General features: G+C 33.3%; 19 protein-coding genes. 18 read left to right on the top strand and 1 reads right to left on the bottom strand.

The window, feature by feature from the left end; genetic code table 11:
• Positions 1 to 900: 900 nt before the first annotated feature.
• The gene (locus G7Y56_RS09105) at positions 901 to 1,299 is read right to left on the bottom strand and encodes a hypothetical protein (RefSeq protein ID WP_165042842.1); all 399 of its coding nucleotides are present in this window, start codon (positions 1,297 to 1,299) and stop codon (positions 901 to 903) included.
• Positions 1,300 to 1,554: 255 nt separating this feature from the next.
• On the opposite strand from G7Y56_RS09105, the gene G7Y56_RS09100 reads away from it, so the two are divergent.
• The 18 genes from G7Y56_RS09100 (at position 1,555) to G7Y56_RS09015 (ending at position 22,422) form a co-directional block, all read left to right on the top strand.
• On the top strand, positions 1,555 to 2,433 hold the full coding sequence (locus G7Y56_RS09100) for a HEPN domain-containing protein (protein WP_165042840.1): 879 nt from the start codon (positions 1,555 to 1,557) through the stop codon (positions 2,431 to 2,433).
• 1,019 nt (positions 2,434 to 3,452) lie between these two features.
• Positions 3,453 to 5,096 carry a vitamin K epoxide reductase family protein gene (locus G7Y56_RS09095; RefSeq protein WP_165042838.1) on the top strand — a complete coding sequence of 548 codons (1,644 nt, stop codon included), beginning with the start codon at positions 3,453 to 3,455 and terminating at the stop codon, positions 5,094 to 5,096.
• Positions 5,089 to 7,740, top strand: coding sequence for a carboxypeptidase-like regulatory domain-containing protein (locus G7Y56_RS09090; RefSeq protein WP_165042836.1), 2,652 nt, complete (start codon positions 5,089 to 5,091; stop codon positions 7,738 to 7,740). The genes G7Y56_RS09095 and G7Y56_RS09090 overlap by 8 nt, the downstream gene beginning before the upstream one ends.
• A 21-nt stretch (positions 7,741 to 7,761) precedes the next feature.
• Complete coding sequence (locus G7Y56_RS09085; RefSeq protein ID WP_165042834.1) at positions 7,762 to 8,631, top strand: GLPGLI family protein; 870 nt, start codon at positions 7,762 to 7,764, stop codon at positions 8,629 to 8,631.
• Between the two features lie 211 nt (positions 8,632 to 8,842).
• A complete protein-coding gene (locus G7Y56_RS09080; RefSeq protein ID WP_165042832.1) occupies positions 8,843 to 9,049 on the top strand; it encodes a TIGR04149 family rSAM-modified RiPP in 207 nt (68 codons plus the stop codon).
• A 111-nt stretch (positions 9,050 to 9,160) separates the two neighbouring features.
• Positions 9,161 to 10,417 (top strand): radical SAM peptide maturase, encoded by a 1,257-nt coding sequence (locus G7Y56_RS09075; RefSeq protein WP_165042829.1) that lies wholly within the window; start codon positions 9,161 to 9,163, stop codon positions 10,415 to 10,417.
• 20 nt (positions 10,418 to 10,437) lie between these two features.
• Positions 10,438 to 11,670 (top strand): TIGR04150 pseudo-rSAM protein, encoded by a 1,233-nt coding sequence (locus G7Y56_RS09070; protein WP_165042827.1) that lies wholly within the window; start codon positions 10,438 to 10,440, stop codon positions 11,668 to 11,670.
• Positions 11,671 to 11,755: 85 nt separating this feature from the next.
• The gene (locus G7Y56_RS09065) at positions 11,756 to 12,460 is read left to right on the top strand and encodes a glycosyltransferase family 32 protein (protein WP_165042825.1); all 705 of its coding nucleotides are present in this window, start codon (positions 11,756 to 11,758) and stop codon (positions 12,458 to 12,460) included.
• Positions 12,461 to 12,515: 55 nt separating this feature from the next.
• Entirely contained in the window at positions 12,516 to 14,726 is a 2,211-nt protein-coding gene (locus G7Y56_RS09060) for a peptidase domain-containing ABC transporter (RefSeq protein ID WP_165042822.1), read from the top strand.
• Between the two features lie 14 nt (positions 14,727 to 14,740).
• Positions 14,741 to 16,057 (top strand): HlyD family secretion protein, encoded by a 1,317-nt coding sequence (locus tag G7Y56_RS09055; protein WP_255498698.1) that lies wholly within the window; start codon positions 14,741 to 14,743, stop codon positions 16,055 to 16,057.
• A 41-nt stretch (positions 16,058 to 16,098) separates the two neighbouring features.
• Positions 16,099 to 16,797: a glycosyltransferase family 32 protein gene (locus G7Y56_RS09050; RefSeq protein ID WP_165042818.1), complete on the top strand. Its 699-nt coding sequence runs from the start codon at positions 16,099 to 16,101 to the stop codon at positions 16,795 to 16,797.
• Positions 16,798 to 16,844: 47 nt separating this feature from the next.
• Positions 16,845 to 17,756: a glycosyltransferase family 2 protein gene (locus tag G7Y56_RS09045; protein WP_165042816.1), complete on the top strand. Its 912-nt coding sequence runs from the start codon at positions 16,845 to 16,847 to the stop codon at positions 17,754 to 17,756.
• 141 nt (positions 17,757 to 17,897) lie between these two features.
• Positions 17,898 to 18,257 (top strand): Arm DNA-binding domain-containing protein, encoded by a 360-nt coding sequence (locus tag G7Y56_RS18855; RefSeq protein WP_165042872.1) that lies wholly within the window; start codon positions 17,898 to 17,900, stop codon positions 18,255 to 18,257.
• A complete protein-coding gene (locus G7Y56_RS09035; RefSeq protein ID WP_165042813.1) occupies positions 18,254 to 19,126 on the top strand; it encodes an AraC family transcriptional regulator in 873 nt (290 codons plus the stop codon). The genes G7Y56_RS18855 and G7Y56_RS09035 overlap by 4 nt, the downstream gene beginning before the upstream one ends.
• 77 nt (positions 19,127 to 19,203) lie before the next feature.
• Complete coding sequence (locus G7Y56_RS09030; protein WP_165042811.1) at positions 19,204 to 19,767, top strand: sugar O-acetyltransferase; 564 nt, start codon at positions 19,204 to 19,206, stop codon at positions 19,765 to 19,767.
• 1 nt (position 19,768) lies between these two features.
• Positions 19,769 to 20,833: an alpha/beta hydrolase gene (locus G7Y56_RS09025; RefSeq protein ID WP_165042809.1), complete on the top strand. Its 1,065-nt coding sequence runs from the start codon at positions 19,769 to 19,771 to the stop codon at positions 20,831 to 20,833.
• 17 nt (positions 20,834 to 20,850) lie between these two features.
• Complete coding sequence (locus tag G7Y56_RS09020) at positions 20,851 to 21,378, top strand: cyclophilin-like fold protein (protein WP_165042807.1); 528 nt, start codon at positions 20,851 to 20,853, stop codon at positions 21,376 to 21,378.
• 303 nt (positions 21,379 to 21,681) lie between these two features.
• On the top strand, positions 21,682 to 22,422 hold the full coding sequence (locus G7Y56_RS09015; protein WP_165042805.1) for an ABC transporter ATP-binding protein: 741 nt from the start codon (positions 21,682 to 21,684) through the stop codon (positions 22,420 to 22,422).
• Positions 22,423 to 22,431 lie beyond the last annotated feature (9 nt).

The following is a 22,431-nucleotide window of genomic DNA, read 5'->3' as shown; positions in this document are numbered from 1 at the left end:
ATATAAAGGGAGAGTAAATTCTCACATGTTTTTATATTGATAGAATTCAAAATTTTATGTGTTATAGTTAATACTTCGTTTTTTCTTTGAAATTAACATTTTATTTTACAATATTACAAATTAAAATTTAATCACTTTATATTATATATACATATTTTACTTTAATATTTATACTCAAGCAAAAAAAAAGATTGCAACTTAGCCAATCTGAAATTAAAAGTCATCAAAGTCTGGAGACTTTGATTCATATTAGAACTTGTTTGAATTTTGTTCAATAATAATTTTATAGTTGCTATTTTGGCTATATCTTCAGTAGCATTAAAGTTTGTTTCATATTTCCGACAAAACCTTCTATTATTAGTACATAATAGAATATACTTCTTATATTTCCGACAAGTTCTGCTCTGTATCTACAGAACTGTAATTATTTTGCTCATAAACACATATTTCCTCTAATAATAAATTTATTAGGGATTCCAAGAGAGGATATTCATTTTATATTTTATATATTTATACGATTAAGTTATCCGGCTATGTGCAAAACTGTGTAAACGCCTGTTAAAAGAACCGTTACCAAATCGTTACCTTATAGAAAATATCACTTTGTAACTCTTTGATAAAGAGTTGATCCGAGCTATTTAACTGCTATTTTAAAGAAATATTAATACTTGCAAATATTATTTCTTAAGGCTGGTTTTACCCGAAAGGTTAGCGAGCTTCCTTTAAATAAAAAACATAAATGACAAACTGCAAGTACATAAAAAGCGTAGCTTTTTTGAACCACATTTTACAGACAGAGTAGAGCAGGAGCATAACGAGTTTCATCTATATCTTTCAAATCAACAAATGAAAAAACAGCAGTACACTAAAAGTACACTGCTGTTTTTTCAATCAATTTATTTACTTTATCATTTTTCTGAAAAAGAAGTGCGTTCCTGTATCTTCATACTCATCTATTTTAACGTAGAAAGCATCTTTTAGCATCCAGCGTTTCTTCCTGTAATCGTAATACTTTGACAATACCCGTAAGAAAATGATAAATAGCGTCTCATCTTTAGCATCGTAAAAATGGATGGATGCGGAGACACAGTTGTCTTCTTTATCCATAATAAAGGTCATGGAAGCGTTCTGATTGTCAAAACTGACTTCCACATAATCCAAAAGATTACCATTTTCTGTATAATGTATAAGGCATCGGGGACAATCCTTATACTTTTCTTTTACTACTAAATGTGACTGGCTAAGGGTAGAACATGCGTGTTCGACCAGATGTCTGAAATTATTGTTTTTTTGATTCATAAACGTCCGCTTTTGGGCTTGCTAAGGGTAGCAGGCTTTTGTGATTAATATTTTCAGCTTCGTGCTCGTCTGTGTGCTTTGGCTCACATACCCATAACAGTGTGTTGGGTATATAAAATCACAGTACGGAGTTTATTATCACAAATATAAGTGTTATTTCTTATATTTATGTCTGCTTATTATAAAATTATAGTGCACTGCAAAGGGTTGTTTGCCAATAATTACTTATTTTTGTTCATATCAAAATTCTTTCCGATGAAGAAATCTATATCACATTTACCCAAGCGTAAGCAGGAAGACCTTATATTTTTAGTTCGTGAGATTAACAAACGCTTACCGCAGGTGGAAATGATTATATTGTATGGCAGTTATGCAACAGGTAAGTTTGTGGAATATGACGAGCGTGTTGAGTTCGGTATTCCTACTTCGTTTATGTCGGATTATGATATATTGGTGGTAACAAGTGGCGTCTCGGATAAGAAGGTGGGGAACTTACTGGATAATATCGATGATTTGTATTATAAAGATCCTGAATCGCAAACGCCTGTACAGTTTATTAATGATGATATTAAAACGCTGAACAGGCAGTTGGAGGAGGGACGGTATTTTTATACGCAACTCAAACAGGAGGGTATTGTTTTGTATGATAGTGGTAAATGTAAACTTGCCAGAAGACGCAAACTTAACTTTGAGGAAATAAAACAACAAGCACAAGAATATTTTGATGAGAAGTTTAAAGAGGCTAACTTCTTTCTTGATGATGCAATTGTTAACAACCAAAAAGATAGATATAAAAGGGCTTCATTTCACCTACATCAAGCCTGTGAGAATTATTACCATGCCATTCGTTTGTCTTTTACGTTAAGGAATACCAAACAGCACAACCTGGCTAAGATGTGTTCGTCTGTGAAACGGCATTCTGACGAATTGACTAAGGTGTTTCCACGTAATACGGAGGAAGAGAAACGCTTGTTTACACTGTTAAAAGATGCTTATGTGGAGGCTCGCTATAATCCTAAGTTTTTAGTAACGAAAGAGGATATTGACGCTCTTTTGCCTAAAGTGGAGTTGCTTAGGGATATTACTAAATCAATTTGCGAACAGAAGATTGGAGAGTACGGACAGATGGGATAAGTTATTATAATTCTTTTTCCATCCGCTATACAAAATAATACACCAAGAATAAACCGCCAAGGTCAGGCTCTAAAGAGTTTCGCCGTAAATCTTCCTGATCTTTCGATCAGCGTATTTACGGCGAAAACCTTGTCTTGTGTATTCTTGTTTTATATGGGGTGTATATCGGTGGTTAAAAGATAAGTTGTATGAAAATACCTACATTATCCATTACGGATAATCTTACTTTTTGGAGTAGAAATAAAAAAAACTCAGCAATGATAAAAATATAAATTAATTTGCATTTGGTAGAAATTTTTTATTACTTTATCAAGTATTTAGTGTTCTTTGTTATTGTGCAGAATGAGATATAATATGGAAGTTTGCTCGTTTCCAAACCGTTACCTATTGGTGAAGATTATTTTATAACAAACTGTATTTCATTCCGTTAAACAGAGGAGTGTGTCTTGCAATATGCATTGTCAATCGTTTTGTAATACCACACAAATCTCCAATACCCTTCAGATAGAAGTCAAATAGTTTTTAATAACTTTTTATCAGCTAGATATAAAGAGTATGTTTTCAAGAGGTAGCCATTTGACAACAGTTCTTTTTACATGATTTTACTCAGTTTTGCATCCTCGTCAGATAACTTCCCTAGTGGCTCGGACTTATATAACATTTATTATCGGCCACTTGCAAATTGGCATTTGAAATATTAACAATTTCGATTCAATTATAAATTAATTAACCAATTAATTTATAATTGAATCGAAACCACAATACATGATCGCAATAAAACCCATATTAAATATTAATTAATGTTGTATAACATTTATATTATCAATGCATCATCGTTGTTATTATTTATTTTTGTTAAAATAACACTATAAACAAAATCGTATTTAATATTATTCAAGGCTTACCTGCCCAAATATTATTTCTCAATAAATATTATTGTGCATATCTGATATCATAAACATCAAATGAATTAAGTTATAAAAAATCTAAATGCTAATTATTAAATCAAGATGTAAAGCATGAGTAATAATAATCAATTGAAAAATAAAGAAAAAAATACCTTTATTTTTTTTCTTCAACAATTAGATGTTAAGTATACTAACGCATTCTCTGATAAATATTATAATGAACATCCTAATAAGGATACTTTGTTGGGTTTATCTAGAATGCTTTCTGAATATGGAATCAAGAATACGAGTGTTAACATTGAAAATAAAAAAGCGGGAATTTTTGTATTAGATGTTCCATTTATGGCTTATACAAATAAGGATATTATCGTTGTATATCAAAAAACATCAGATCAAATATCATATGTCAGCAATAGCAAAAACATATCCATGCCGATAGACGAATTCATAGAGATATGGTCAGGGATCGTTCTTATAGCCGAACCGGATGAAAATTCTTCTGAGCCAGATTATAAAGAACATAGAAGAAAGGAATTACTAAGAATTGGAGAAAAAGGAATGACTTCTCTTGTTGTTGCCATTCTTATTATAATTGGATTTATACAAAATAAGATATATTATAATTGGAGTCTAATTTTTTCTTTATTACTTAATATTATTGGTCTATATATTAGCTTTTTATTAGTAGCTAAAGGATTAAATATCCAAAATAAAAATGCCGACAAAATATGTTCTTCAATAAAAAATGGTAATTGCAACAGTGTTCTTGATTCATCCGCCGCAAAATTATTTGGAACATATGGTTGGAGTGAAATTGGGCTAAGTTACTTTGTTTCCAATTTATTGATTATTTTATTTTTTCCTCAATTAATATCCTATTTGGCAATAGTGAATATTCTTACTCTCCCGTATAGTTTTTGGAGTGTTTGGTATCAAAGGTTCAGGGTTAAACAATGGTGCCCTCTCTGCCTGATTGTACAAATAATATTATGGAGTGTATTTGTAGTCAACTACTCATTTAATTATATACAAGTTCCATCATTTAAAGTAATAGATATATTAATTAGTGTTTGTATATACATTTTCCCTTTTTTGATAATATATACTCTAATATCAAACATAAATGATCAATCACAAAAACATAATACAGAACAGAGATCGAATAGCTTGAAAATGGAAAATGGAGTTTTCGCTTTTTTATTGCATAGACAGCCTCAAAACATTGTAGACAAATCAAATTCACAATTATTATTCGGGAATGCAGATGCAAATATTTTAGTCACGATTTTGAGTAATCCACACTGCATGGCTTGTGCTTGGATGCACAAAAGAGTTGAAGCATTATTACCAAAGATGGAGGATAAAATTTGCATCCAATATATAATATCTCCATTCAAGTCATCGTCAGAAACCGCTGCAAAATCCGTTATCGGTGCTTATTTAAACAATAAAGAACAAGTTATGGGGATTTATCAAGATTGGTTCGAAAACGGAAAATATGATACAAAGAATTTTATTCAGAAATATAACATCAACATTGATGACGAAAATATTAATGAAGAGTTGGAGAAACATAAATCTTGGATCGAGAAAGCACAGATAACAACTACTCCGACCATATTTATTAACGGTTATAAATTACCAACGTATTATAGTATAGAAGATCTGGAGTTTTTAATAAAATTTCAGTTTGACACTATTCTAAATGATAAACTGATAGGACAAAATATCCCTCAAATTGAGGTTTATGAGTAAAAAAATAAAAATACTGGTATTTATTATTGTCATCTTCACTTGTAATATACAGGCACAGATAACAATTAAAGGTAACATCGTTGACAACCAGAAAGAGCCCTATGCTGGTATTTCTGTTTTGTTAAAGACATTACCAGATAGTACTATAGCTAGCTATGCATTTACTGACGGGAATGGGAACTATGCTATTTCCTATGAAGGTGAAACTAAGAAACTTAACATATCAATAGCAGGATTACACATCATTCCTCAATCAAAAGATATTGAGAATATAGGTCAAGAAATAAACTTTACTATTGAAGAAAAAGAGATAAAACTGAAAGAGGTAGTTATCAAATCTACTAAAATATGGGGTTCAAAAGATACGGTAAACTACCTGGTTTCCGAATTCAGCAATAAAAACGATATTGTAATCGCCGATGTTTTAAAAAAACTGCCGGGAGTAAACGTGTCTGAAAGTGGAGCTATTACTTATCAAGGAGAACCTATTAACAATTTCTATATTGAGAATTTAGATATGCTAGGTGGTCATTATGGCATTGCAACAAATAACATATCGGCAAGAGATGTTTCGACTATTCAAATATTAGAAAATCATCAACCAATTAAAGCTCTCGATGGTATAAAAATATCAAATTCCGCAGCCATTAATTTAAAATTAAAAGATGAGGCTAAAGGTTACCTCAATATTATGGCACAACTCGGCATTGGCGGATTTCCGTGGATTTGGGATAATGAGTTAAGCGGGATGTATTTTGCAAAAAAGAAGCAAAACATATCAACATATCAAGGGAATAATTCCGGACGGGAGTTATCCAGAGGATTGGCATCATTTACAGCGAGTGATAAATTTGGCGTAGACAATGTGCTAAATATAATAGTACCGTCTCCCCCATCCATCAACCAAAATCGGTTTTTATTCAACAACTCGAATGCTTTGACAATAAATAATTTATACAAAACAGGAGAGAACAGTCAACTTAACTTTAATACTATATATCTGAACGATCACGAAATAAGAAGAAGCAAGTCTTTAACCTCCTACTTTCTCACCAACGATAGCATATTGATAATAAACGAAGATATGAACTTGTCGAGAAATATAGACAAATTAGAAGCTGAAGTGAGATATAATCTCAACGATTCAAGTAATTATATAAATAATTTCTTCTATATACAAGGATTATGGACGAACAATCTTGGTGATATTATAAATGAACAAGAAATTGAGCAACGCCTAAAATACCCTACATTCTTATTCACAAACACTTTCGATTGGGTAAAGAAAAAAGACGGGGGAAATAAAGGGTTTGAATTTTCGTCTTCGACAGGCTTTAAGTCTTCACCGCAGTCGTTGACTATCAGACCGGGATTGTATGAAGATATTTTCAACAACGGGAAAAAATATTCTGCCTTGAAGCAAAAAGCAAAGATAAATAATTTTTATATCGACAATAATCTGACCTTTTTATCATCATTATGGTTAGGAGATATCTCGGTCAACCCAAAACTTGGTTTCGGACTCGAATCCAAAAACCTAAACTCAGATATTTATATTACCGATAACAATCATAAAACATTTGCTCTTGAACCCGACAGTCTTAAGAATAGATTGGATTGGACTAGATATTATGGAAGTACTGCACTTTCACTTATTTATCACAAAAGTAAAATCCATATTGATGCCTTGCTTCCAATAAGCTATAATTCACTGGCAATAAAAGACAAAATACTCGGAGAAAATAACGATCTGAACAGAGTATTCTTCCAACCATCACTCAATATCAAATATCAACTCACAGGCAACACCAGCCTCTATGGAAGTTATTTCTTCTACAATAACCTAGGAGATATAAATACGTTGTATTCAGGTTATATATTACAAAACTATCGTAGTATAAATCACTTTAGCAACCAATTAGCCGAATCGCGAGGCAATGGTGGCAATATCGAAATGACATACAAAAATGTAATAGATATGCTTTTCATAAGCGGTGGCGTTACCTATAATTATACCAAAAGAGACATTCTATTCGGACAGATTTTTCAAGGTATATTGACTCTAACTTCAGCTCTCGAACAAGACAATACCTCAACGAACCTGTCTGTTAACGGGCGTATAAGCAAAGGCTTCTACTTGATGGGGATCGTGACTTCATTAGATGCTTCATATGGTACCTATTCGTCCGAACAGCTAAGACAAAAAAAACTAGTTCAATTTAAAAATAACGGTTTAAACATTAACGGATCCCTCAATGCCAAACCTGCATCTTGGCTTTCATTTGCTTATAAAGGCACTTGGAGCCGTAATTGGAGTAGAATAGAAGCAGTCGAAACTTTTACCCCTATAAGAATTTTTATAAATAATATTTCATGTGATGTAAATTTACCTAAAGATATAACCTTGACTGCAAACTATGAGCACTATTATAACAGTGCTGCCATAGGCAATCGTTATCTCTCCTTTACAGATCTAGCCCTGCAATATAGTTGGCAGACACTTTTTTTATCACTCAGTTGGGCAAATATATTCAATACAAACAATTATATATCGGCATATAACAACAATCTTAATTCATATTATCAGAATTACGAAATCAGAGGAAGCGATATATTGTTGAAAATTAGGATGAAAATAAAATAAATTATAAAAAATAGAATAGTCATGGGAAAAACAAGCTGTATAAAGAAAAAGATTAGCACCCTTATATTATGTATACTAATTACAATCTGTGTAAGAGGTCAATTCTATCAGCCTCCTTCTTATTTATCAATAGATACAAAATATAAAGTGCTAGATTCGGCAAAATTAAAAATAACTTACAAGCTCACCTACGTAAAAGACAGTAATAGACCCGATGAAAAATATATAGACATAGAAACCTTATTAATAGGAGATAAAACGTCTAAATATTTCAGTAGTAGTTATGCCGAATATAATAATGAGATTTATGAAGGGATAAAGTCTAAAAAGCATACTAGCATTATTCCAAATCCGCCTAGGGGTGTACTTGGTGTGGAAATCTATAAGAATTTTTCCAAAAATGAGGTAACTTTCATTGAGCTAGGAACAGCGCTACGTAGTGATTTCTTATACAATGAAAATATTCCAATAATAAATTGGAATATTAGCAACGTAACGTCTACCATTGCGTCTTATACCTGTCAAAAAGCAACAGCAGAATTTAGAGGAAGAAAATATGAAGCTTGGTTTACATCAGAAATCCCGATTAACAATGGGCCTTGGAAATTTGGAGGATTACCCGGATTAATATTGAAAATAACTGATGATAAGCAGTACTACAATTTCGAATGCACTGGAATCGAACAGTTATCAAAAAAAGGACCAATTATAATTTATGACCTCAACTATGAAAAAACAAGCAGTGAAGCCTATAATAAAGTATGTAATCGTTATCATGAAGACATAGTACCTTTTTACAAAATGCGAGGAGGAGCTGTATTTAGCATAAATAAAGGAAGAGAAGAACTTAAATCTAAAAAAGAGCCCTACAATCCTATCGAATTAAAGTAAAATAGCCAAAGAAGAAGAATACATCATATACTAATACAATGAGAAACAACATTCATTTTTTATGTAAAAACAATTTAAGCAAGTCAGCCCCAGTCCAGTTTATACTGTTTTGAAGACTGGGGCAGTGACCTGTCTTCTTTATATAAGGACATACAAAAGAAAGCATAAAACAGCTTAAATTAAATCATTTTTCAATTTAAAATATAAAATCATGAAAAAACTGGATAAACTTAAATTACATAATCTAGTAGCAGAAGGACTATCAGATAAAGAAATGAATATTATTAGAGGAGGAAAAAGTTGTACTTGTTCATGTGCAGGACCGAGTGGTGCTTATGACAACTCTTGTGCTAATTATGGGATTGGTAGTGGGGGACATAGCACTTCTGGTTCTAATGGTTATACATGCGGAGACTAAAAATATCTGATTTAACAGAAGTGTCTCTAACAAGACACTTCTGTTTTTGGGACTCGCATTTAAATAATTTCAGAGAATACTAATTTTAAATCTTCTTAATAAAAAGATGATATGAGAGAAACACAAGAATATTTGAATTTAGATATAGCTAAAAAGTCCATAGCAAATACAGACCAACTTACATTTGAGGTTACTGATATGTGCAACCTTAATTGTACATACTGTGGATATGGCGATCTCTATTCTGATCACGATAAAAGGGATAATAAGATGCTTTCTGTTAAGAAAGCTATAAATCTTATCGACTATATGAATGATTTGTGGACGTCTCCATATAATCATACATATATGAAAGATGTATTCATAAGTTTCTATGGAGGGGAACCACTACTTAATATGGAATTTATTTCAACTATTGTAGATTACATAAAGAACTTGAAATGCCAATCCCGAAGATTCCTTTTCTCGATGACAACTAATGCTATGCTATTAGATCGGTATATGGATTATCTGGTATCCAATAATTTTAACGTCTTGATTAGTTTAGACGGTAACAAAGATAATATGGGGTATAGAATAGATAAGTCAGGAAATTCTTCCTTCGATCGAATAACAAAGAATGTTGACTTATTGAGAGAAAAATTCCCTGATTACTTCGATAAGTATATTAATTTTAATGCGGTATTACATAATAAGAATTCAGTTGAGAGCATTCATTCATATTTCAAAGAAAAATATAATAAGGTGCCTCGGATTGGAGAACTTAATAATGTTGGTATAAGAGAAGATAAAATAGAAGATTTCAATACAACATACCGCAATTTATCTGAAGATTTAAATCAATCCGAACATTATACTGAGATAATGAAAGATATGTCTATAAGTCTAGCAACATCCAAAAGTATAACTACATATTTAATGCAATATTCAAATTTTGTTTTCAGGGATTATAATGAATTACTTTATGGTAAACAAACAAAGATTACAATTCCGACAGGAACATGCATGCCATTTTCGAAAAAGGTCTTTATGACTGTAAATGGCAAAATTTTACCATGCGAACGCATTGGGCATCAATTTGCTTTAGGAATAGTAACAGACGATTCAGTTGAGATCAATTTCGAATATATAGTTAATAAATATAATGTATATTATACTAAAATAGATAAACAATGCAAGTTATGCTATAATCGAAATACATGTATTCAATGTATATTCAATTTACCGGATATAAACGAAAAGAGACCTATTTGCCATGGCTATATGAACCAGAAAGATTTTGAAGCATATCAGAATGCACAAATATCCTTTCTTGCTAATAATCCTGAAGAGTATTTCAGACTAATGGAAGACGTTATTGTTGTTTAATATTCAAACATTCATTTATTATGATAGACCCAACTAAACAATATTGGCTTTATATATATTCACATGTATATGTTGTTCAAAAAACGAATAAAATATTACTCTATAACGTGCAAAATGCAATATATATAGAGACTGAAAATTCTCAATTTCAAGCATTGATAAAAGAGGTTCATGAAAAAAATAATCTAGGTGTTGTGATCCTAAAATCTGTATACCGAAATGATATCTACTGTAATGACCTTATAAAAGAAGCGATTGAAAAACAAATAGTAGGTCTTATCGAAATAGAAAAAGAAAAAAATAAACCGATTGTATTATTACCTATTTTGAATCTTCAACGAGATATTGACAAATTGGCAGGAGATAATGCAGCCTTAATTGGAGACAAAATCCTATCTTACTTGACTGAAATCAATCTTGTTATAAATAATAAATGCGATTTAGAATGTCATCATTGTAATTCATATTATAAACAAACGAAATTTTGTACTAAGAATGCAAAACAATCTGTGTTAATGCCTAACATTATTGAATCAGTTTTGCAGCAGGCTTTGCACGCTTCAATAATTAAAATAAATATATCAGGAGGTGACATCAATTACTACCCATATTGGAACGAATTGAAACCGATATTAGATAAATATAACTATGAATACCATTTCTTTATACATTATCGAAATTTTTCAGAAGTTTTATTGCCCAATCTAATTAATCAAAAATTTGAGATATTAGTTAACTTTCCTATAGACAAAGAAATGCTTTTAAAGCAAATTAGAAATTCCTATAGTAACTATACAACATATCATTTTCTCATTGAGGATGAAATACAATATGAATTAATAGATAAATTAATAGAAGAATATCAGATAAGCAATTTCAAAATAACTCCTTTTTTTACGGGCTCAAATTATGAATTCTTCAAAAGCAATATTTTTTTAGATAAAGAAGATATTCTATCCGAGCCTATAATTTACAGAAAAATATTTTGCAATCAGAAATTAAATTCAAACTATTTCGGTAAACTGAACATCTTCCCCGACGGAGATACTAAAGCAAATGTGAATAAAGAAAGTATAGGCTATATTCAAGAAAAACCATTACTAGAAATAATTTATGACGAGTTAATTCAAAATACAGCTTGGCGTCAAATTAGAAATAGTGAACCCTGCAATAATTGTTTATATCAATTTTTATGCCCACCAATGTCAAATTATGAGATTGTTATGAATAGGTCTAACTTCTGTAGTATATAACAGAAATTACCCGATAATCATAAGGAAGAAGGCTCAAAATATTTCTACAAATTAATATTATAAAAAATACTAAAAATCTCGTGCTATGAAAAAAAAAATACCTCAAATCATTCATCAAATTTGGTCTGGAATAGATGAACCATTACCAAGACCCTTCAAAATAATTGGAGATACATGGAAACGGGACTATCCGACTTGGAAATACGAATTTTGGGATAACGAAAGAATCAATAATTTTATTCAAGAACACTATCCTCAACATTGGGACGTATATACCAGATATCCATTCAATATACAACGTTGGGACGCTATACGTTATATGATATTGAATAAAATGGGAGGCATTTATGTTGATTATGATTATGAATCTATAAAACCAATGGATGAATTAATAAAAGGAAAACACTGTTGCTTTGCATTAGAAAAAACAGATCCAGATAAAATATTTTTCAATAATGCCCTGATGCTTAGCGTAGCTGAACATCCATTTATGAAAAAAATAATAGAACAAGCCTTGTCTAAAAAAGCACTTGATTTTGAAAGATCACCTAAGAAAGATTGTGTTTTCCATACTACTGGACCATATATGCTGATCGATCTTTATAATACATTAACAGAAGAAGAAAAAGAAGATATTTATCTTATACCAGCACAGTTTACATCTCCGTTTAATGGGCATGAAGCATATTTATTCATACAAGGAGAAAATGAGCAACTTCTCGAAGATTGTTTGGATGAAGCTTACGCAGTCCACTACTTTTGTAGTAATTGGGCTGTTACTGATCTGTAATAAATTACTAGTAATAGTTGCTTTTTTTATTGTAAAAATCACTCTTTATTTATATATGAAATCATTCCCTTCTTATAAACAGCTAGATTCTATGGACTGTGGTCCAACATGTCTGCGCATGATTGCTAAATACTATGGTCGTAGTACTTACAATATACAAGAATTACGTGAGAAGAGTTTCATTACTCGTGATGGCGTTTCTATGTTAGGAATAAGTGACGCAGCCGAAAGCATAGGGTTTAGAACAAGTGGCATTAAAATTACGTTCGACCAGTTAGTCAAAGAAAAGCCATTTCCATGTATTTTACACTGGAACCAAAATCATTTTGTTGTATGTTACGATATTAAGAAGAAGCGAAATGGAAATTATGATATAAAAATATCCGACCCTGTTGGCGAAAAATACACAATGAATAAGGATGCTTTCCTCAAATGTTGGGTAAGTACCAAGTCACAGGGAGAAGATATGGGTACAGCATTATTAATAAGTCCCACGCCAGATTTCTATAACATGGAAGAAACTCAAGGCAGAAATAATAAAACTATCAGTTATTTCTTCCGCTACCTGACTCCCTATAAATCACAAATTGTACAATTGATAGTCGGGATGTTTATTGGAAGCATTTTAGCTTTAATATTTCCTTTTCTTACACAAGCAGTAGTCGATCAGGGAATTGGCTATAACAACTTAAGTTTTATTACACTTATATTGATTGCTCAGCTAGTACTCTTTATAACACAACTTACTGTAGAATTTATTCGTAACTGGATTACCTTACATGTAAACAGTCGAATCAGTATATCCCTGATTTCAGATTTTTTATCTAAATTGATGAAACTTCCCCTCCGTTTTTTTGACACAAAAAATGTCGGAGACATCATGCAACGGATAGGAGATAACGACCGTATAAAATCATTTCTCACTGGATCAACCTTAACAACTTTATTTTCTTTTGCCAACTTTATAATATTTGCTATAGTTTTAGCTTACTACAATTTAACAATTTTAGGTGTATTTGTTTTAGGAAATGCCCTCTATGTTACATGGATACTCATGTTCATGCGCTACCGCCGAAAATTAGATATGGCGCGATTTACCGAAGCTTCTGCAGAACAAAGTAACTTAGTACAGATAGTTACGGGTATGCAGGAAATAAAACTCAATAATTGTGAAAAACAACAACGCTGGAAATGGGAACGTATACAGATCAAACTCTTCAAGATCAGCATAAAAGGGATGGCTTTGGGACAATACCAACAGATGGGATCGGTTTTCTTTAGCCAAACAACATCTCTTTTTGTATCTTTTATAGCTGCTCGTGCTGTTATTGAGGGTGATATGACACTCGGTATGATGATGTCAGTCAGTTATATTATTGGCCAACTATCGGGACCAATCGGACAAGTTATTAATTTCGTTCAGGCCGCTCAGGATGCCAAAATAAGCCTTGAACGATTGAATGAAATCCATAACAAAGAAGATGAAGAACAATCCATAGGATACAAAACAAATGAAATACCTTTGAATAAATCTATCCAAATCGAGGATATTTACTTTAGCTATGATGGGGCCGACAGGGATTATGTGTTAAATGGCATAAATCTAGCTATCCCGGAAAATAAAATAACAGCCATTGTTGGTGCTAGTGGAAGTGGTAAAACAACCTTAATAAAATTGCTACTTGCTTTTTATATCCCGAATAAAGGGAAAATAAAAATAAATGAAGTGTCTATAGAGGATATTAATCCGCACTTATGGCGGCAAAAATCCGGAGCAGTAATGCAAGATGGCTTTATTTTTTCTGATACCATTGCCAATAATATTGCTGTAGGGGAAGATATTGTTGATAAAAAAAAGTTGCTTCAAGCTGTCGAAATAGCTAATATAAAAGAATTCATCGAATCCTTACCACTAAAATACAATACAAAAATAGGTATGGAAGGCAATGGAATCAGTCAGGGACAACGGCAACGACTTTTGATTGCCCGGGCTGTATACAAAAATCCTGACCTCTTGTTTTTCGATGAGGCAACGAATGCATTGGATGCTAACAATGAGAGGACAATACTAGATAATTTAAATGAATTCTATAAAGGGAAAACAGTTGTAATCGTGGCTCACAGGCTAAGTACGGTTCAGCATGCCGACAACATAGTAGTAATGGATAAAGGGAAAATAATAGAAGAAGGAACACATAAAGAGTTGACCAATAAAAAGGGAGCCTATTATACATTAGTTAAGAATCAATTAGAATTGGGAACATAATTTATATGACACAAGTGAAAAAAAAAATAGATGAAGATATTGAGCTCAGAAGCGAAGAGTTTCAAGAAGTGCTTGGTAGTGTACCCCCTTGGATATTACGCAAGGGAATAATTTTGATAGCTATCATAGTATTTATCCTTTTAATAGGAAGTGCCATATTCAAGTATCCTGATACAATCACTACCTCAATGACATTAACCGGGAGTATTCCACCAGCATCTCTTATTGCAAAGACTTCCGGCAAATTACAGGAAGTAAGTATATATGATAAACAGCAAGTCAGATCAGGAGACTACCTAGCTATTATTGAAAATCCAGCTAAAACAGAAGATATCATGATTCTTAAAAAATACATTGAACAATATAGCCAGGAAATAGACACAATCTTAACGATGCCCGCCAAGGACCTGAAATTGGGAAATATACAATCTCTATACTCGTTATTTTATATAACCCTATTCGATTATCATGAATTTAAACGCCTCCAATATTATACGAAGAAAATAGACTTTATGCACCAAAGGATAAGTCAATATGATAATTATTATAACAATCTAAAACAGCAGCAAGATATAGTAAATGAGCAACTCACTTTGATTAAGAGTCAGTATCACCGTGATTCCTTGCTGAATAAAAGAGGAGTCGTTTCGCACGAAGAACTGGAATCTACCAGAAATAAATATTTGCAGGGATTTTTGTCTTTGGAGGATATGCATTCTACTTTGCAAAACACGGAGATTCAGATCACACAAATGCGGGAAAATCTGCTTGACACTGAATATCAATATCAAGATAAAAAAAACACCCTGGAAACGCAATTAAAAACATATATAGCTCAATTGTTAACCGAAATGCAGACATGGGAGCAAAACTATGTCTTTATTGCTCCGATAGACGGTCAAGTAACATTTACAACCTATTGGGTAAAAAATCAAAATGTAACGATTGGGGAGTGTGTGTTCACAATCGTACCCAATAACAACGGGGAAATCATCGGTAAGGCACAAATGCCTTTAGCACGATCTGGTAAAGTTAAGACAGGGCAAAAAGTGAATATCAGATTCACAAACTTTCCGGATAATGAGTATGGTATTATCAAAGGCAGGGTAAAGAATATATCAATGGTTCCCACAAAAGACAATCAAGGAGAAAACTATTATACTGTAGAGATAGAATTACCTGAAGGGATAACAACGACCTACAACAAGGTATTGCCTTACTTACCAGAAATGCAAGCACAGGCAGATATTATAACCAAAGATATCTCTTTGTTGGAACGTTTTTTTATGCCACTTCGGAAAACTTGGAAAGAGGGGATGAATGACCTATGATTAAAATTTAAATTTATTATTAATCTTAATATTACATAATGATGAAACAAAGTATACCTAAAATTATTCACCAAATTTGGTCTGGAGTAGAAGAACCTCTTCCTGAGCACTTCAGAATGCTAGGGGAAACATGGAAAGCAAATCATCCGACATGGGAGTATGTTCTATGGGATAATAATAAAATGAATGATTTTATTCAAAAAATCTATCCTCAATATTGGAACACTTATAATAGTTTTAAGTATAATATTCAACGTTGGGATAGCATTCGTTATTTAATTCTAAATGAGATAGGAGGAATTTATGCAGATTTCGATACTGAATGTTTAAAACCAATGAATAATCTTTTAAAAGATAAAACTTGTTGCTTTTCTTTAGAGCCAAAAGAGCATGCGATTGCTCTTGGAGTATCAACTCTTATAAATAATGCAATAATGATGTCAGAGGCAAATCATTCTTTTATGAAAAAAGTTGTAATTAAAGTTTTTCAAGAAAAAAATACTATGCCATATACTCATCGTAATTTAGAAATATTAGACACGACTGGCCCTTTAATGTTGACGAAATTATATGAAACGTTTGGTAAAGAGCATAATGTACATGCCATACCTGCAGAATATATATCTCCATTCACACGACAAGATACTATTGATTTATTTAATAATATAAACATTACAAATTTAGAAGGCAAATTAAAGAAGGCTTTTGCAGTGCATTATTTTTTTAACACATGGACATAACAAAAGACTGGTTCGTGTAAATATTATATAGTTAGACTCTAATAAATATGAAAATAGAATCTCATGATAATCCATTGATAACGGTACTAATACCTATGTATAATGCTGAAAGTTTTATAAAAAATACTATTGATAGTGTATTGTATCAAACATTTACACATTTTGAAATTTTAGTATTGGATGACTCTTCAATCGATTCTAGTGCTGAGATAATAAAATCTTATGATGATTCTCGAGTAAAATATATTGCTTGTTCGCATGATTTTATAAAAACCCTTAATCATGGACTTCAACTGGCAAAAGGTAAATATATTGCTTTATTAGATCATGATGATTTGATGATGCCTTATAGATTACAGATTCAATATGATTATTTGGAATCTAATCTAGATATTGTCGCTTGTGGAGGCTATATGCATTCGTTTGGCATGTATTCAAAACTTATTGAGGCACCTTTGGAGCACGATGAAATCCTAAAAGAGATGATAAAACGAAGTCCGATGCTTAACCCAACAGGTTTTATTAGAAGAGATGTTCTAGGTATAGATAAGGTTAAATATGAATATGGCTATTCTTTTGCTGCAGATTTTAAATTCTGGTCAGATTTAATCAAAATAGGTAAAATAGCAAATATTCCCATAGTATTAACGTTGTACAGGACTTCTAAAACACAAACAAGTATTCTCTTTTCAGAAGATTCCACAATAGGGACCAATCAAATCCAACATGAAATCGTTGAATACCTATTCTCTTTGATAGGGGCAGATAATGAATTTTATTCTATTTTGGATGAGAAATTTCTGCCTGGATTGAATGAATTAGGAAGTCGTTCTTTTTTTTCCCCTCCAGTATATTTTTTATTCATGTATGAGTTAATAAGGGGTTTGAATAAGAGCGGTGCTATAAATGTTTCATTTCACGATTCATCAACCAATAGTATAAAAAGCAAAGCCTTATAAAAATTTGATATTTAGTTTCTTTTGATTATGGATATCTAAAGTGCTTGCAGGCCATATCCATTTAGCCATAGATATAGAAGGTTAAATTATTTGTATATAGCAAGATAATGGTAGCAATATTCAGTATATGGAGGAGCTGCAATAGTTGTTAGAGTCACCGTAGACGGAATCCGAACCGATACGACAGCAAAGAATACTATCAACCCGAAGCTATGGGATACCGCCAAAGGCAAAGCCTATGAGCGTTCTCTCCTGACAAATGAATTAAATATGTATCTTGATTCAATTCGTGCGGAATTTATCAGGATTCATCGGGATTTAGAACAAGACGGCATTGAACACATTACTGCTGAAGCTGTGGTTAGCCGCTTCTTAGGTAGAGACAAGCCTGAGAGATACACTTTACTTGAGGTTTTTCGCGAACATAATGAGCCCTTTCACTCTAAAAACACAAAAAAACTTAAATACAATAAGTTTGAATTTCATATCTTTACACTATGAAAGCAAAACGTATCATTTCGGAGTTTAACAATGAACTCAAGCTAAAAGGCTTCAAGGCATTTCAGATTGATGACGACAGTAATGCCACACGCATTTATAGTCGTAAAGATTTCTACAAGATTTGTCTTACTACCGGCAAGAGCATTATCCACTATGCCGACAGAAGCTTTGAGCAGGAAGGTACAATTCTGTTCTTTGGCAACCCGCATATCCCTTATTCGTGGGAAACAATATCAACTACATACGTTGGGTATACCTGCCTTTTTTCTGAAGAATTTCTGAAACAATCTGAACGCTCGGAGAGCCTCCTTCAATCGCCGTTCTTCAAAATTGACGGAACTCCTGTTTTAGAGATATCAGAGCATCAAAGGCTGTTTCTGAATACACTTTTTCAGAAAATGATTGAAGAGCAGGAAAATGACTATACTTTTAAGGATGAACTCATTCGGAACTACATTAGCCTGATCATTCACCAAGCATTAAAACTGCAACCGACAGAACATTATCACCAAGCCAAAAAAGCGACTGCACGCATTACATCTGTATTTCTTGAATTGCTGGAAAGGCAATTCCCGATCGAGACTTTCGACCACCCATTGCAACTGAGGACAGCACAGGATTATGCACAAACCCTGAATATTCACACCAACTATTTAAATCGTGCCATAAAAGAAATCACAGGCAAATCGACCACCACACATATTACGGAACGGATTATTGCAGAAGCAAGAGCATTACTACAGCATACCGATTGGAATATATCGGAAATCGCCTTCGCTCTCGGATTTGAATATCCGACCTACTTCAACAACTTCTTTAAGAAACATACGGGAACAAATCCAAAATCTCTCAGGGAATCGATAGTTTGAATTTCTTAATCATCGGTTTGAAAATCGTTAACCGTAAAGGCTGATAAATCACGATCTTTGTATTAAAAAACACAAAGATGGATAAAGCAGATATTTTTGAGCGGCTGAAAAACGGAGAAACTATACCGTGCGACGACCCGCAAGCCTATAAAATGCGGGAGGCTTCTTATGCCACAAAAGAACTACTCTTGCAAATGAATAGCTCTTTCGATTCTGCTGAGATCAGAAATTTATTAAGCCGAATTACAGATAGCATAATTGACGAAAGTGTCGCTGTATTTACACCGTTTTACATCAATTACGGAAAGCATACCAAAATCGGTAAAAACGTATTTATCAACTTCAACTGCACTTTCCTTGATTTGGGCGGTATCACCATCGAAGATAACGTGCTGATAGCTCCTAATGTCAGTATCTTATCCGAGGGGCACCCTGTTTCGCCAGAAAACAGGCATTCGCTTGTACCTAAATCCATTCATATCAAAAAGAACGCTTGGATTGGGGCAGGAGCAACTATCCTTCAAGGCGTAACCATTGGCGAAAACGCTATCGTGTCGGCAGGTGCGGTAGTATCAAAAGATGTACCCGATAACACAATTGTAGGCGGTATTCCTGCAAAAATCATTAAATACATTGAATAAAATGAAGAGACTATCAATCCTTGCAGTAGTAACCCTGATGTTTTTAGGACAATCATATAGCCGAAATCAAAAAACGAACAATCAAAATTCAGAAAATATGAATCATACAGAGCAAAAAGAACATTATACGTTTGATTTAAGTGATAAGGTTACCCGTCAGAAAGTAACTTTCAAAAACCGTTATGGAATTACACTTACAGGCGATTTGTATATTCCGAAAAACAAGAGTAATGAATCTTTACCGGCTCTTGCCATAAGTGGGCCTTTTGGTGCAGTAAAAGAGCAGTCTTCGGGGCTTTATGCACAGAATATGGCAGAGCGTGGTTTTATTACGCTTGCTTTCGATCCCTCTTATACGGGAGAGAGCGGAGGTGAACCTCGCCATATAGCATCGCCCGACATAAACACCGAAGATTTCAGTGCGGCAGTCGATTATTTGGGAGTACAAGCGGGTGTTGACCGAAACAAAATAGGCATTATCGGTATTTGCGGCTTCGGAGGTTTTGCATTAAATGCTGCCGCTGTCGACAAACGAATTAAAGCCGTAGCAGCTACAAGTATGTACGATATGTCGAGAGTGAATGCCAACGGTTATTTCGATGCCACGACATTGGAGCAACGTACCCAAACATTAGAGCAAATAAGCTTACAGCGATGGGCTGATGCAGAAAATGGAACTCCGGCTTTAGCCCCCAAAGGGCTGCCTGACAAAATTGAAGGCAATGAGCCTCAATTTGTAAAAGATTACTTCGATTATTATAAAACGGAGCGTGGTTTTCATCCGCGCTCAATAAATTCAAACGGTTCGTGGACAGTTACCAATGTGTTATCGTTTATGAATATGCCGATCCTAACCTACATCAAAGAAATCTCGCCAAGACCTATGTTACTGATTGCAGGGGAGAATGCACATTCTCGCTATTTCAGCGAAGACGCTTACAAAGCAGCTTGCGAACCCAAAGAGTTAATGATTATTCCTCAGGCTGTTCATGTGGATTTATACGACCGATTGAATGTTATACCATTCGATAAACTGGGATCCTTCTTTAAGGAACATTTAAGATAGACCTAATATCAAAAACCATGAAAAAATTATTGATAATAGCATTCACCGTATTATTGGCAATGAATGTTTCGGCGTGCACTTCCGATGATCCACCTATCACGCCAAAAGTTACCGAAACGGGGCAGACCAGCGACAACAATGATAACAATGGTGGAGATGATAATACAGGAAATCAGACAGAAAATAAAGGTATGAAACTTAGGATAAAAGTCGGCTCGGAAACATTTTCAGCCACTCTTGCAAATAATGAAACGGCAAAAGCATTCAGGGCTATGCTTCCGATAACGATAAATATGGCAGAACACGCCGGAAACGAAAAGTATTACGACCTTCCGAACAGCTTGCCCACAGCAGCATTCAGTTCGGGAACTATCCGTAACGGCGATATTATGCTTTTCGGTTCGAGAACGTTGGTATTGTTCTATAAGAGTTTCTCGACCTCGTACAGTTATAGCAGGATTGGAGTTATTGATAATGCTTCGGGATTGGAAAGTGCTCTTGGGGCTGGAAGGATAACGGTGGTTTTTGAAATAGTAGAGGAATAAGTAGCGAGATTTTTATTATAATATGTTATTATTATTCTTTCAATAACAGGTGGTAACATAGGTGGGGGCTACATATAAGATACTTACATCTTACACAATAAATTGTTTGGTGGTGAATTTTAGCATAGTATATTTACTTTATATCGTGCTAATTCTTTCCGTATGCTTTTTATCTAAATATCTCTATTGAAATTTTTATAATCAAATAAATATATATTAAGAAAGACCAAAACTTTGTATTCATAAAATTCGTTATTACTTTTATCACCCCTATGATAAATTGATGGGGTTAATAAATATATAATGCATCAGATAGAAGTAAAAGACGTATATAAGTCATTCAAGGATGTACATGCTGTAAGAGGTATTTCTTTCGCAATACTTCCCGGAGAATTTGTGGCTTTACTTGGCCCTAATGGAGCGGGAAAGACAACAATGGTTGAAATGATGGAAGGATTGAAAAAACCGGATTCGGGAGAAATTCTGTTGAAGGGTAAAAATTGGCAAAAGAATGAAAAAGAACTTCGGTCAATTATTGGTCTATCATTGCAAGAAACACGTTTTTCCGACAAGCTGACTGTTTTTGAAACCTTATGCCTGTTTGCCAGTTTTTTCCGGCTTGGTCAAAAACGAGCAAATGAAATCATCGAATTGACAGGGCTGGAAAGTAAACGAAAATCGATGGTAGGAACACTTTCAGGAGGGCAGCGGCAACGGCTTGCTTTAGGTGTAGCATTATTAAATACTCCGCAAATTCTTTTTCTGGATGAACCCACTACCGGACTCGATCCACACTCGCGACTCGACCTTTGGAATATTCTGAAAGAATTAAAAGACATAGGAGAAACCACTCTAATCCTGACAACCCATTATATGGAAGAAGCGGAATCGCTTTGTGACCGTATCATCATTATTGATGAAGGGAAAATATTAAAGGAAGGGAAACTGATTGAATTATTGGACGAAAAGGCCCGTAATCTCGACGAATTATTCATCAATCTCACAGGAAAAGCTCTTCGTGAGAATGGAAATGTAGTACTTTAATAAATACTT

The sequence above is a fragment of the Dysgonomonas sp. ZJ709 genome, assembly GCF_011039195.1.
Lineage (GTDB): Bacteria > Bacteroidota > Bacteroidia > Bacteroidales > Dysgonomonadaceae > Dysgonomonas.
This window is presented reverse-complemented; position numbering and strand designations above follow the sequence as displayed.

What these genes read in the sequence shown, in the direction of transcription:
- G7Y56_RS09105 (WP_165042842.1), bottom strand. Translation starts at nt 1,299, where the DNA reads ATGAATCAAAAAAACAATAATTTCAGACATCTGGTCGAACACGCATGT.
- G7Y56_RS09100 (WP_165042840.1), top strand. Translation starts at nt 1,555, where the DNA reads ATGAAGAAATCTATATCACATTTACCCAAGCGTAAGCAGGAAGACCTT.
- G7Y56_RS09095 (WP_165042838.1), top strand. Translation starts at nt 3,453, where the DNA reads ATGAGTAATAATAATCAATTGAAAAATAAAGAAAAAAATACCTTTATT.
- G7Y56_RS09090 (WP_165042836.1), top strand. Translation starts at nt 5,089, where the DNA reads ATGAGTAAAAAAATAAAAATACTGGTATTTATTATTGTCATCTTCACT.
- G7Y56_RS09085 (WP_165042834.1), top strand. Translation starts at nt 7,762, where the DNA reads ATGGGAAAAACAAGCTGTATAAAGAAAAAGATTAGCACCCTTATATTA.
- G7Y56_RS09080 (WP_165042832.1), top strand. Translation starts at nt 8,843, where the DNA reads ATGAAAAAACTGGATAAACTTAAATTACATAATCTAGTAGCAGAAGGA.
- G7Y56_RS09075 (WP_165042829.1), top strand. Translation starts at nt 9,161, where the DNA reads ATGAGAGAAACACAAGAATATTTGAATTTAGATATAGCTAAAAAGTCC.
- G7Y56_RS09070 (WP_165042827.1), top strand. Translation starts at nt 10,438, where the DNA reads ATGATAGACCCAACTAAACAATATTGGCTTTATATATATTCACATGTA.
- G7Y56_RS09065 (WP_165042825.1), top strand. Translation starts at nt 11,756, where the DNA reads ATGAAAAAAAAAATACCTCAAATCATTCATCAAATTTGGTCTGGAATA.
- G7Y56_RS09060 (WP_165042822.1), top strand. Translation starts at nt 12,516, where the DNA reads ATGAAATCATTCCCTTCTTATAAACAGCTAGATTCTATGGACTGTGGT.
- G7Y56_RS09050 (WP_165042818.1), top strand. Translation starts at nt 16,099, where the DNA reads ATGAAACAAAGTATACCTAAAATTATTCACCAAATTTGGTCTGGAGTA.
- G7Y56_RS09045 (WP_165042816.1), top strand. Translation starts at nt 16,845, where the DNA reads ATGAAAATAGAATCTCATGATAATCCATTGATAACGGTACTAATACCT.
- G7Y56_RS09035 (WP_165042813.1), top strand. Translation starts at nt 18,254, where the DNA reads ATGAAAGCAAAACGTATCATTTCGGAGTTTAACAATGAACTCAAGCTA.
- G7Y56_RS09030 (WP_165042811.1), top strand. Translation starts at nt 19,204, where the DNA reads ATGGATAAAGCAGATATTTTTGAGCGGCTGAAAAACGGAGAAACTATA.
- G7Y56_RS09025 (WP_165042809.1), top strand. Translation starts at nt 19,769, where the DNA reads ATGAAGAGACTATCAATCCTTGCAGTAGTAACCCTGATGTTTTTAGGA.
- G7Y56_RS09020 (WP_165042807.1), top strand. Translation starts at nt 20,851, where the DNA reads ATGAAAAAATTATTGATAATAGCATTCACCGTATTATTGGCAATGAAT.
- G7Y56_RS09015 (WP_165042805.1), top strand. Translation starts at nt 21,682, where the DNA reads ATGCATCAGATAGAAGTAAAAGACGTATATAAGTCATTCAAGGATGTA.